This window comes from Corynebacterium tapiri, from assembly GCF_006334925.1.
GTDB lineage: Bacteria > Actinomycetota > Actinomycetes > Mycobacteriales > Mycobacteriaceae > Corynebacterium > Corynebacterium tapiri.
On record NZ_VDHJ01000021.1, the window covers coordinates 1 to 11296 of the forward strand.

At 54.1% G+C, this 11296-nt stretch carries 14 protein-coding genes; 6 read left to right on the forward strand and 8 right to left on the reverse strand.

All coding sequences use genetic code 11. The annotated features are described in order from the left end of the window. Positions 1-849, reverse strand: an 849-nt coding sequence (locus tag FHE74_RS10300; protein WP_180339750.1) for a replication initiation protein, incomplete at its 3' end; no start/stop codon positions are given. 549 nt (positions 850-1398) lie between these two features. Between FHE74_RS10300 and FHE74_RS10305 the strand changes: the two genes are divergently transcribed. Then, positions 1399-1689 carry a ribbon-helix-helix protein, CopG family gene (locus FHE74_RS10305; protein ID WP_139466431.1) on the forward strand — a complete coding sequence of 97 codons (291 nt, stop codon included), beginning with the start codon at positions 1399-1401 and terminating at the stop codon, positions 1687-1689. Between the two features lie 89 nt (positions 1690-1778). Here FHE74_RS10305 and FHE74_RS10310 read toward each other — a convergent pair whose 3' ends face one another. Further along, positions 1779-2000, reverse strand: coding sequence for a hypothetical protein (locus FHE74_RS10310; RefSeq protein ID WP_139466432.1), 222 nt, complete (start codon positions 1998-2000; stop codon positions 1779-1781). 3 nt (positions 2001-2003) lie between these two features. Further along, positions 2004-2630 (reverse strand): ParA family protein, encoded by a 627-nt coding sequence (locus FHE74_RS10315; RefSeq protein WP_139466433.1) that lies wholly within the window; start codon positions 2628-2630, stop codon positions 2004-2006. 309 nt (positions 2631-2939) lie between these two features. Between FHE74_RS10315 and FHE74_RS10320 the strand changes: the two genes are divergently transcribed. After that, positions 2940-3290 carry a hypothetical protein gene (locus tag FHE74_RS10320; protein WP_139466434.1) on the forward strand — a complete coding sequence of 117 codons (351 nt, stop codon included), beginning with the start codon at positions 2940-2942 and terminating at the stop codon, positions 3288-3290. Then, on the forward strand, positions 3265-3435 hold the full coding sequence (locus FHE74_RS10705; protein ID WP_180339751.1) for a hypothetical protein: 171 nt from the start codon (positions 3265-3267) through the stop codon (positions 3433-3435). The genes FHE74_RS10320 and FHE74_RS10705 overlap by 26 nt, the downstream gene beginning before the upstream one ends. A gap of 91 nt (positions 3436-3526) precedes the next feature. On the opposite strand, the gene FHE74_RS10325 is transcribed toward FHE74_RS10705, so the two are convergent. Next, positions 3527-3934, reverse strand: coding sequence for a hypothetical protein (locus tag FHE74_RS10325; RefSeq protein ID WP_139466435.1), 408 nt, complete (start codon positions 3932-3934; stop codon positions 3527-3529). A 733-nt stretch (positions 3935-4667) separates the two neighbouring features. Here FHE74_RS10325 and FHE74_RS10335 point away from each other — a divergent pair. After that, positions 4668-5297: a recombinase family protein gene (locus tag FHE74_RS10335; RefSeq protein WP_139466436.1), complete on the forward strand. Its 630-nt coding sequence runs from the start codon at positions 4668-4670 to the stop codon at positions 5295-5297. A gap of 500 nt (positions 5298-5797) precedes the next feature. Here FHE74_RS10335 and FHE74_RS10340 read toward each other — a convergent pair whose 3' ends face one another. Beyond that, positions 5798-6226, reverse strand: coding sequence for a hypothetical protein (locus FHE74_RS10340; protein ID WP_246049292.1), 429 nt, complete (start codon positions 6224-6226; stop codon positions 5798-5800). 1229 nt (positions 6227-7455) lie between these two features. Between FHE74_RS10340 and relB the strand changes: the two genes are divergently transcribed. Continuing rightward, the gene (gene relB, locus FHE74_RS10875) at positions 7456-7761 is read left to right on the forward strand and encodes a type II toxin-antitoxin system RelB family antitoxin (RefSeq protein ID WP_425456351.1); all 306 of its coding nucleotides are present in this window, start codon (positions 7456-7458) and stop codon (positions 7759-7761) included. Between the two features lie 213 nt (positions 7762-7974). Here relB and FHE74_RS10360 read toward each other — a convergent pair whose 3' ends face one another. Beyond that, positions 7975-8217: a hypothetical protein gene (locus FHE74_RS10360; protein ID WP_139466440.1), complete on the reverse strand. Its 243-nt coding sequence runs from the start codon at positions 8215-8217 to the stop codon at positions 7975-7977. Between the two features lie 1169 nt (positions 8218-9386). On the opposite strand from FHE74_RS10360, the gene FHE74_RS10365 reads away from it, so the two are divergent. Next, positions 9387-9605 carry a hypothetical protein gene (locus tag FHE74_RS10365; protein WP_139466441.1) on the forward strand — a complete coding sequence of 73 codons (219 nt, stop codon included), beginning with the start codon at positions 9387-9389 and terminating at the stop codon, positions 9603-9605. A gap of 34 nt (positions 9606-9639) precedes the next feature. Here FHE74_RS10365 and FHE74_RS10880 read toward each other — a convergent pair whose 3' ends face one another. Together FHE74_RS10880 and FHE74_RS10375 are read right to left on the reverse strand one after the other, a co-directional pair. Beyond that, positions 9640-10095 (reverse strand): lactococcin 972 family bacteriocin, encoded by a 456-nt coding sequence (locus FHE74_RS10880; RefSeq protein WP_139466442.1) that lies wholly within the window; start codon positions 10093-10095, stop codon positions 9640-9642. 748 nt (positions 10096-10843) lie between these two features. Beyond that, the coding region (locus tag FHE74_RS10375; RefSeq protein ID WP_484037653.1) for a LexA family transcriptional regulator at positions 10844-11296 on the reverse strand (453 nt) is incomplete at its 5' end.

Here is an 11296-nt window from a genome sequence, read left to right on the forward strand (position 1 = left end):
CTCCGGGTCGTACTGATCCAACTCGGCACCGAGTTCGCTTTCCACATCCTTAGCGAGGGCTTGAAAAGCTTGGGCCTCTTCACGACGTGCTTTGACCGCGTTGATTAATTCTGTGCCCGAGGTAAATGGCGTGCGCTGAGTGGTCTCACTGGTGGTGTGCCCGATCATGGTGCGTACCTCCTGGAGTAGATCAGCAAGCCGGTAAACGCGTTTGTGCTGGCAGTACCAACGATAAGCCGTCGGGTCATCACCTTGGTAGAACGGCGAGCGACTAAACCGGTGTGCGAAGTGCGGGTCGTGATCGAGGAACTCCCCCAGAGTGCGACTAGCAGCTGCCAGAAGCCCCATAGGCGCAGATTTTCCGGTGGTATTGGCGTAGACCGGGTCAATCAGCCACAGGGCCTGCGCCTTGCCACTTAAGGGGTTGATGCCCACCCAGGAGGGGCCGATATTGCGGGTGATCAGTTGGGCGAACTTTTCTCGCACGCTTGCGGCCAAGTTGGCGGGGTGCCCGCCGTGTTCTCCGGGTTGGTCGATGTCGATGACCAGGACTGCGGCATATTGCTTATTCGTCAGGGTGACGTACTGGCACTTGGTCAGTGCTGCAGAGTCCACGCGGTAGAGGCGCGGGCACCGAGTGCCGGTGTCGTCGAGGTAGTAGGCGCTGGAGAAGTCGCGGTTTTTGCTCGCGTGCAGGGTCTCGCGCCCCAGGTGGGCAAGCAACGCGTCGCGGTCTGTGGCACCTGCTGGGGTGTCCTCCAGTCCACCGGTATCCCGCTGCGGGGCGTACGTGGTGGCAACACGCGTGGATACGGGTGTGCTTGATCTGTCAGATGACGGTAAAGTCATAGCCGTGCTTTCTTCCCAGGTGGTGCTGGGAGATAAGCGAAGCCTGATCCGGTTGCCGCCGGGTCGGGCTTCATTCATTTTTAAGGTCAGCTACTTACCGTACCCGCTAATTACAGCGGTGTGATTCCTTGGTTTAAGGCGTGTCTACCCCGAGAACCAAGAAACCGCATGACCAGGACCTTTGTCCTACTCATATTTTTTCGAGGGTACCTTCACGATACACAGGTAAACAATGTTTATTAGCTATTTATGCAGTTCAGACCTACTTTTAGGGAAAAGCAGGGTCGGGAAAGCGTAAACTATGTTTACTTCGTATCGACAGACGACAGCCTAAGGCGTATCCACTCCGAGCGGCACGGAACCGCGTGACCAGGAGTTATGGTCGACTCTCATTTTTTCGGCAGTACCTTCACGATACATAGGTAAACATTTTTTACATACTGTTCATGCAGGTCAATGGCCATTTCTGGGAAAACAGCTGTCTAAATGTGGTAAACAGTGTTTACCCATGTATCGACACGCTTACTCCGGCTAAAGAGAGAAGGTCCTATGGCAACCAAGAAGCAGAAACCTCACCAAAGCGGACGCGTTGTCTCCGTGCGCCTAGAGGAAGAACTCATCGGGCGCTTGGACTCACTCGCAGAGCGCACCGGACGCTCTAAGAGCTTCTACATCAAGCTCGCACTGCGCTCATCGCTGTCCCAGCTGGAGGAGTACCACTGGGAGCAGGTGGCTGCTCGGTTTGAAAGCGACACGATTGATCGCCAGTTCCGCGAGATCATGGCTCAGATCACCGAGGATGACGAAGCAGCGAAAAAGGCCCGTAAGAAGAAGGACTAACACCTGGCGGGGGGTTCCCGTACAGGTGGACGTCACAGCACAGAAACAAAACATGGCTATATGGACCTATGTCCATATAGCCATTCATTTTACCTGGACTTAAGCCACTCGGTGGCCCAGTCCTCCCACAGCTGCGACAAGCTCGTATCGTCCTCCAGGGCAGCCATCTTCACCTTTTTGATCAGGGTCTTGTCCTTGACGTAGAGGCGCAGTGTGCCTGCTCGGTCGGCATGACCGGCTAGAGCAGTCTTTCCCTTGGGCTTTGCGTTTGATTCTGCGGGCGTCTTTTTTACCGCGTTGCTGATGGCCACTTGTTAAAGCTCCCTACATGCTGTTCGGACTTCCTCGGCAAGCTCCATCCACTCCCGAAAAGGCTTCGTTGTTACACGCGGCACGGTAGACCCCACACGCCTAGTAGCACTGCGCGTAGGGATGATCGTGTCGGCTAATGCGGCTCGCGCTTGGGAACTCAACGTCTCCTGCGCCAGATCGAGCAGCTTCTCTCGCTTATCGACGTTGGTCAGAACGACCGCCACAGGGGTATCGGCGTTGTCCTCGAACCAGTTCAGCGTTGCTTGGGTGCGCTTCATGTCCAGAGGGGATACGCCCGTGGGGACAAGCACGAGGTCTGCGTTCACGGAGGCTTTGTCCACGATGTCGTCACTGCCGGGAGGGGTATCGACGATCAGGTAGGAGTACTCGGGACTGGCTCGATACCGATCAATAGCTGATTGCAGCGTTCGCCCCGTCGGTACGGACATAACCTCGAAACCTAAGTCTGGGCCGGCGTCGTCGGCCCATTCTGTTGCAGATCGTTGCTTATCGGAGTCGAGAACAAGAACAGACTCCCCCAGGGCGACAAGGGCACGTGCCAGCACCATGGTGGTCGTTGTCTTTCCTGATCCACCTTTGGTTTGGACGATGGAGAGGACAGATGCCATGCGAAAAATTCTAACAGACTTCAAGCATGGCTAGATGTACTTATGTCCATATAGTCACATATACGACCAGCGGTTTATATGGTTGAACGGCTGCTCTCTAGAGCTGCCGTTGGTTCCCGAATGTCAACGGGGAGAGCAGTGGCTACCCTCCCAATCTGCTGGCAGATCGTTCAATGCCTTGCGTTCTTCTAGCGATTTCCCTGCGTACAAGAACCTGCGGAATGGCCTAGCCTACAAATACAACAAGACAGCGCCCACCAACCAAAGTGGGCACTGTAAGCACAAACCAAAAACTACTCGGGACACCACATGACCCCAGCAATCATTCTCCAAACAATCTCAATAATCCTCGTCGCGTTCGGAACCAGCATCGCCCTTTACAAGGTCTACGCCCAAAACCAATTCGAACGCCGCAACACCTGGTGGAAGCGCACCGAATGGGCACTCGACAAAATCGCATCCGACAACGAAGCCGACGTATACATCGGCTCCACGCTGCTCCCTGTAATCCTCGAAAGCAGCTTCCGCGACGCCCAAGACAAAGACCTATCCCAAGCAATCATCGAACTAACCACCGAAGACACACCACCAAATGAAGTAGAATCAAAACAAGAAACCTCAGGAGGTGAAGGCCATGGCGACACAAGTCCCAACCAGTAAAAAGCCAAACACCAGCGTGCGACGAATCAAGACCACCACACGCTCAGGCACCAAAACAGAACGCATCACCCAAATGCGCCGCGAAGGACTCGCCAACGCCCGCAAGGTCATTCTCAAGCAATACCCCGACCTCGCCACACAATAACCACTACACCAAGCACCCCACACCAAGCGTGTGGGGCGCTTTCCATTAAAAACCAATGCACACCCAGGCAAACCCCAGGGAAGTGCCCATCTTAATAGCTGACACTTCCCTCTTTTTCCGTTACGTTTTGCAGGGTATGCCCAACTATAACAAGAAGGAGGGAGCACAATAGAGAAATGATGACAGACGATAAGAGGAAGCTGAACAAAATGGTCGTAAGTAACAGTTCAGCTATTAAAGACAAAAGTGTAGAATAAGGACGGATTTTGGGAAAAACCGCTGATTGAGCTCGCACCCAATTGCTGCACATTTCAATCATCCACATAATGGCGGCAAGCCCTGCCAACAGAAGGATCCATTCACTAACCGACATTGGTGGCACCTGAAGCTCTACTCCAGGGATAATATAGGCGGCAGCAAACGGGACTATCAGCGGTATTAAATAGGCGGCAAGGAGGATAAAAATAACGGAAATAGCGGCAAGCAAATTACTTAGCACAGGGGCAACTCCATGAGGGGTTAAACTCCGAACACAAAGACAGCCCAGTACGCAAAATCGTAGGCAACATCACCAGGAATACCTTTCTGCATGAGCGTGGCCTGGATAGCACCCACTTCCCAGGCTTCTACATAGTCCAGAGCGTAAATGATTTTATCTGCCCATGGCTGAACCTTTTGTGGGAGTCGGTGTTTTTGAAACCTAAGAACCTGGACGATCCCCTTACGGACCAACGACCCTATTCCGTAAGTACTTATTTCCGGTGAAGCGCCAGCCTTTGCGGCGCCCTGTTGCTGAGACAGCGCTGCCTCTCGGCGGATATCTTGCCGATCTTGTTCAGTGAACAACTCCCCTTCAATGACCACCTCTTTGGCGGCAGCGATTTATTCGGATGTCCGCTCTTCAGCAATGGGAGAGGAGAAGTTTACAGTTTCTCCTGTTTTCTGTGGGGTTGCATATGCCGGTTGCAATCCTCCCAGGATTACGACCGTCACAAGGGGAAGTGAAAGTTTCTTGAGTTTGTTCACGAGGCATTCTTCCTTGGGGGTGTGCGATTCCTTGGGTGCGAGCGTCGCTAACGCTAACAATCCTGAGAGCGGTCTTCAATAGATATGCGCGAAGACTGTACGAAAGTACCAACATCAGATGCTTTGTTCTCTGAAATTCATTTCGAGTACACCCCATCCGAACAGGTCAGAGGTTGCGATAAAAGCTGTTCACTAGGGTTGATTCCATGACTAATCGAACAGAATCGTCACCATCTCTAGAGACGCCCGAACAGTCCGGAAGCGTTTCAGGGCACAAAGTGGGATACGCCCGGGTGAGCTCACCCCAGCAGAATCTGGCTCGCCAGATCGAACAGCTCGAAGCAGAATCAGTGGATACCTATTTCACCGATGAAGCCAGTGGCAGCTCGCGTTCCCGCCCTGGACTTGAAGAAGCACTGCGATATCTGCGCTCTGGCGATCAGCTCGTAGTCACCTCGATGGACCGGTGCGCTCGGTCTCTTGTGGATCTCCACTCGATCGTGGACGAGCTAGTCGGCAAGGGAGTGTCGGTGAAGTTCCTCAAGGAGGGACAGGTTTATTCGCAGGACTCAACACCAATTGCGACGTTGATGCTGGGGCTACTTGGTGCGGTGGCAGAGTTTGAGCGTTCGATCATCCGCGAGCGCCAAGCAGAAGGCATCGCCCGCGCAAAGCAGCGCGGCGTATACAAGGGACGAGCCAAAGCACTGACCGACGAACAAGTCGACCAGGCCCGCCAGTGGGTCGTTGAGGGTATCCCTAAAGCAGAAGTGGCAAGACGCCTAAAGATCGGACGCACAACGCTGTACGCCTACCTTAACCAGGAGCCCCGTTGAAAGCGGCCCTAGGAGTCACACCTCTTGGCGCTCTTATAACAGGTTCCTACCGAAGCTAAGGCACATTAAATGTCGATGTTCTACTGCGCTGGCACCGGATCTCTTGTCGCGCTGTCGCGGTTTTGTGGCCAAGCCCAGAGGTATGGATCACTGGAATACACCGCCCGAGCGACGAGAGCCTGATGACGGCTATCGATGAAGAGCCACGTATTTCCAAAAATTAGAGATGCCTATCTGGCGCCTCTTGATCGTCGGAGGATTGAACTACAACTGGCATACTCATCATCATGGTTACTGCTCACCACACCGCACAGTGACGCGTGATTGCAGGACAGATCGTATTCGTGAGGATAACCTCACAGGGTGGTGTGAGGTGCATCAACATCTCCATATGCGTGCACAGCGAACAACACATCTGCCCTATCGAAGTTCAGATTAAATTTAACCTACGTTAAGTACCAGACGGCTGTCCTTCCCCAGTAAGTAAAGACGACTACTTCCTATTGGTAGATACACCCTTCGATTTCATGACCAGTTTGGCTCACTCGAATTCCGCGCGTTCTACTGGGGAATTTCGCGGGGACCCCTTCCTCGAAGTCAATTTCCAATTTCGCAGATACTATCCGCACTTCATCGTCATCTTCATCAGAAGCGTAAGGGACATCAACAACAGTCACAAAAAAGAAAACTGAATATTCTTCTTCCTCTTCTGGAGTTATTCCCTCACTTGGTGGGACAATCTCCGAAAGGAGGAGTTTAAAAGTCGGCTCGCTATGACCGGCTTGATATGCCTGTTCAGATGAGAAATGCACCGTGTTCTTCTCACGAAGAACATCAACGCATCTTTGATGTCTTGCTTTCGCTTCGTCAAGCTGATCGTATCGGCACACGAATTTCGTGAAAAAACACCACGTATGAATCTCATTCATGATTAGCCCTTACCTATAAATAGAGTCACATAGGTGTCATAGATGTTGTGTAAGCGCCTCGAGGAGTGTATTTTTTCTGGGTCTTGCAATGGCGCTTCGTATTGTTCGGGCCAAACTTAGAAACGAACAAGTTGGCATCATTTTCGGCCGCTTCAGGATCCTTAGAGTGATTTCCAAATACGAAACCTGATACAGGATTACCGGGAGCGTTCTGGTGCACTTGACACTTTACTGTATAAGTTCCGATGTTATCCTTGTAGCGAGGATCGTCTTTTCCTAAAGCACCAACTTGAGGAGCGAGACACACAGAAAATGCGAGAGCAGCAACTACTCCGGAACAAACTTCACGCCGTAACATCTTCATTTTCTCTTATTCCCATCCTCTAGCAAAGATAAACGCCGTCGATCCGACCGAGGGCAGGGCCAACATTAGAACGGGTACCGGGCTCGATTGACTTACAAACAGAATCAGGACCAAAAGCTAGCGTTACTTTAATGCGTTGCGGTTCATTACCACCACAATTGTTGTAAACTTGGACAAATCCCTTTTCAGCTTTCGCGACAATGCAGTTAGGGGCAGTCGTTAAATCGGCGGACCGGACCTGGATCTTTTCCGACGGGCCGTTTGGGAGCATCTCAACCTTGACAACATCGCCCTTTTGAAAGGTCACACTCTCGCCCGGGGCTAGCTCTGTTTCCGTCGCTGAATTTTGGGATAGAACAGCAGGCTTCTCGCTAGCTTGCGAATTCGCCGGAGTGATTAGCGCTAAAGCCAGAGAGGCTACTGCAGCTGAACGAAGGATCCTCATACTAGATCTCCTTGCACTTCTTGTAGGTGTGACCGCATGGGTCTGCTGCCTGATCTAGGGACATGGCCGAGAATAGTTAACAGGTCAGACTAAATAAAGGGGTTGCTGTACAAATAGTTGGCACCGAACGTGGCTGCCCCCCCCCCTACTGAGGTGGGTTGAAAGGATGCCCCTATCTAAATCCTTACCCCCACAAGACCGAAACAAAGCCGCAGTAGGGCTATCCCACGCACCTACTTCCACCTCTGCCCCCAGCAAAGACACAACGTCCCGGTCAAGCCGCCGCACGATACAGGCGTATCCAGCCAGGGAAGTTCATAACCACTACCCCCGCTCCTTCAACCCCTCCGTCGACAGTCACTCAAAGGGAGCTTCCTTGACATAGGCGTAGACCTGTTTACGTGAGTGGGGCAGTTATCAGTGTGCGTAATAGACACCAAGCAGAAGCAGCGCCTCGACGCAGTGGCACGAAAAACTGGGCGCCCTGCAGCGTTCTACCTCCGGCGTGCACTCGATGCCCACTTGGATCAGCTGCAGTACATCTACGCCCGTGAAAAAGACGCTAAGGCAGCTCGCCGGGGTGAGATTGACACAACGAACGTGAGACAGAGTGCATCCTGGAACGTGAACTTCACACCCCGAGCCCGCACAGGCGTTGCGCAAACTCGATCACCCCAACCAGCGATACATCACGGGATTCTTATGAGACGTCTCTTGCCTCAGTGACCCGCGATCACGCGGCATAACTCTTGTCGGCAACACATCAGGACTATGGGGGCTTAAGAGTCGGTGACTATCGCCTTGTTGCTGACATCGACAACGGGAACCGGACTCACTTTTTCTCATCCCCGTACGTGGTTCTGCGCAACCATGCGATCGTTTCTCGTCAAGGAAACCTCGCCCACGCTACTGGCTGTTCGATTCATCACGGAACGATTCCTAACGCCGCTTGCGTGCGCGTCGTTGGGCACGATTCATCGGACGAGGCGCACACTCAGCGCGCTCCACATCAGCCATCGCACGGTTTAATTCCTGGCCTGCTTCGATCAAATCCCCCACAGCAGGAGTCACCAACGGGCGATCTCCCGCGCGAAGACGCCGGGCGATGGCACGCAGAAGTTCAGCTGCAGCACGCGCCGTCTCGTCATCACCATGAGCCTTGAGCTTTGTTTGCGTGCGCACCCTTTCCAGCTCTTGCGCATGAGCACGTGCGCGACGATCACGGCTGGCTGCTGCACGGCACGCAGCGCTACAAAACCGCTTAACCCGACCCTGCGGACCACTACGCGGCGGGAGAGGGTGCTTACACCACTGACACGTTTCAGCATCAGCAAGCGCACGATTCGACAGTGCCATACACCCATAATATCGCACGTTCGATATTATTTTCCGCCCATTTTTCACGACGCTGACCAGCGGTAATCCATTCTCACTAAAAGTGCCTACTGTGTGTTGTCTATCTCCGGTCGTTCTCGAGCACCAGCGCGTGCGAGTACCGGTGTGAAACCTGCGCAGTCAGAGGTCGAGTAGCGCGCGTCGCGCGAACACTAAGCGGGGCCAAAAGTGCGCGACTCCCGGTGCAAAAGTCGCGATTTTTCTTGGCAGGTCTGATTCGCCCCGTGCGCGTCCTCGCTGACGCACTGTGCGCTCCTCTAAGCGATTTTTCGTTCCCCGGTGGCACCGGAGTGCCTCCCGAGTTCGTTCGGCGCTGTGGCGCGCCCCTGTGCCCCGCGTGCGCGAAGCGAGCACCCGCAGTCCACGTTCCACGTCGCTCCGCGCGCTCCCCGGGAGACGAGTAGCGCGCCTCGCGCGAACACTAAGCGGGTCAAAAGTGCGCGACGCAACTCCTCGCTAGCGCACGCAGGGCGACGCAGAGTGCCAACCAAAGAGGGCAAGTTCGAGGTGCAGTCCCGTTCGCCCGGCGTTAGCTCCTCGGTGAGTTCTGGACGGCACACAGTATGCACTTTTAGTGAAATGGTCTTGCCCCTGGTCAGGGGCCGAAAAACGGCGAGGACGTTTTAGGGGTCCAAGGCGACGAAAGTCGCCGCGGAAGATCGAAAAAGCTGGCGCGCCGACTGCCGTCGGCTTGCCCCGGAAAAATTTTGTTTACCCGTGTCTCGTGCTCCCGCGCGGTGCTCGCTGCGCTCACACCGCGCGGAAATATCTGACTTGGTTCGTACAAACATTGAACACGCCGAAGCGGGGCTAGGCGGTTTTCTGCTCCGTCTTTTGCTCGGCGACGTAGCGATGAATGGTGCCGACCGAGCAACCGATTCCACCGGTCCTCAAGTGCAATATCCACCCAGCCGCCCGTTGGACTACCTGCTAAGTTTTCCTACATGTCTCCGGGAATGAGCACCGACCAGCTTCTGTCCGAAACGAAGAACCACATTGCGCACTTAAAGGGGGTGGACAGCTTCCTAAAGCACCTAGACTCTTTGGACAGCTCTGACCTGCAGGACTGGGACTATCTCTTGGAGAAGACGTTCTTTAAGGAACGAGATTCTCTTTTTGATGTAATAACCGTTCTTGAAAAAGAACTTCTTCCAGAAATTGAGGGGCGCGCCTAGAAAGGTCTAGGCGCGCCCCTCAATTTTCTGACGACTACCGGTTATCCCAGAAGACGTTGCAGGTTCCAGATGTGACTCCTGCTACGACAGATGCTTTTGCCCAAGACGTGGGTCGAGCTGTCTTGCTATCTGTCATGCTGCCCATAGAGACGCTTGCTCTGTGGGAATTAGTCGGGTGGTTGTAGTTCGAGAAGCAGCGCTTGGTTGTACCGTTGACGAGTTCCCAACCATAAGTCCAGGTTCCTCCACCGGCATCCTCGGTGGTGCTTCCCGGGAGGCCAGGAATCTTTCGCGTGGAGACTCCACCTGGTGTAGCAGATTCGAGGTCTAGGGTAACCATTCCAGACGTTGGGTTTCCGCTCTCATCAACAGTGAGAACTTGCCTTGCAAGCTCTTCCGGTTCTTCAGCGGCTTGTGCGAAAGCTTGCGGGGTCGGTACTAGCAGAGATGAAGCAGCTAGAGCAGTTGCTGCGATATGAGTGATCTTCATGGTTTTCTCAATCGGCGTGGGTGGTGAAAACGAGGTTGGATATCCGATCAAGAGCGCTCAGCGATGATGGTACTGCAGGGCTAGAAGATTTTCTGGGGAGCGTGATTCCCGAATCCTTGTGCGGGGCACTGTGGCGAAGATTTTCGGTGTGCTGTCTGGGCGACTGAGAGATTGAAAATGCGCGAAGGTCGACAATCTCTGACTTGGTTCCTTTGCTTCTTTGAACGCTTCCGGGGAGCGATTACGCGGTTTTCTGCTCCGCCTTTTGCTCGGCGACGTAGCCATAAACGGCGCCAACCGAGCACCCGATCTCGGCAGCGATTGCGCGCATGCTCAGCCCCTTTGTCGCGCAGCGCGCGCACGCGCTCGCGCTTCTCGTTCGCACGAGCAAGGTAGTCAGCACGCGGTTCTGCCGTCCAGCTTCGGATGGTTTGAGGAGAGTAGCCGATTCGCTCAGCCAGTTCTCTAGCCGTGAGTCCGTTACGTGGAAGGCCCTTACGCATTGGTCTGCTCCAAGATTTTTTGCTTCATGGTTTGAGCACGGGAGACTCCAGACTTCCGCCCGCCCTTTTTTGCCACGTGCACTCTGGATGGTCGTAAACGTCGCTTCATAAACAACCGGCCCGTCGCTCCACATACACGACTTAGTGATGATCCACTTGCGAATCGAACACGCGGTAACAAAACAGGGGATAAGAGCACGGGCTTACGCCCGGGGAACCGTTTATTGCTTACGGCGTGAGACCCCCTAACTCTCTGGGTAGACCCCGCTCTTTTTAAGGGCAGCGACGTGCCTTGCCACTGTTGCTCTAGAAGCTCCTACTTCATTCATGATCTCGCGCCAGCTAGGTGTTTCACCAGTCTGGGTATATGCACGGGAGACCATCATCAGAATCTGTCCACGAGTATCCGTTCCAGAAGCCTTACGCCGTTTATTCGCCTCAGCGAGCTTCTTTCGCTCTGCCTGTGCGTAGTCGCCGTTGGGGTCGTTTTTCCAGCGTTCAGCGGCTTTCTTCCCGCCCTTACGGCCCATCGTGGCCAGTGCCTTACGCTCTGCTGTGCTTGCTCGATGGGAGGTGTACGACGAACCCGTAGAGGCGGTTTTTGATCCCATGACGTAGCCACGCACACGCCTGGCCATCGTCTGACGATCACGCATCGGCGGCATCTCACTATCGCGCCCATCCCCACCATGGCGTTG

Bases quoted from the DNA above. Each gene is read 5' to 3' on its own strand.
- FHE74_RS10705 (WP_180339751.1), top strand. From the start codon at position 3,265: ATGGCGACACAAGTCCCAACCAGTAAAAAGCCAAACACCAGCGTGCGA.
- FHE74_RS10340 (WP_246049292.1), bottom strand. From the start codon at position 6,226: ATGAATGAGATTCATACGTGGTGTTTTTTCACGAAATTCGTGTGCCGA.
- FHE74_RS10305 (WP_139466431.1), top strand. From the start codon at position 1,399: ATGGCAACCAAGAAGCAGAAACCTCACCAAAGCGGACGCGTTGTCTCC.
- FHE74_RS10365 (WP_139466441.1), top strand. From the start codon at position 9,387: ATGAGCACCGACCAGCTTCTGTCCGAAACGAAGAACCACATTGCGCAC.
- FHE74_RS10315 (WP_139466433.1), bottom strand. From the start codon at position 2,630: ATGGCATCTGTCCTCTCCATCGTCCAAACCAAAGGTGGATCAGGAAAG.
- FHE74_RS10335 (WP_139466436.1), top strand. From the start codon at position 4,668: ATGACTAATCGAACAGAATCGTCACCATCTCTAGAGACGCCCGAACAG.
- FHE74_RS10320 (WP_139466434.1), top strand. From the start codon at position 2,940: ATGACCCCAGCAATCATTCTCCAAACAATCTCAATAATCCTCGTCGCG.
- FHE74_RS10880 (WP_139466442.1), bottom strand. From the start codon at position 10,095: ATGAAGATCACTCATATCGCAGCAACTGCTCTAGCTGCTTCATCTCTG.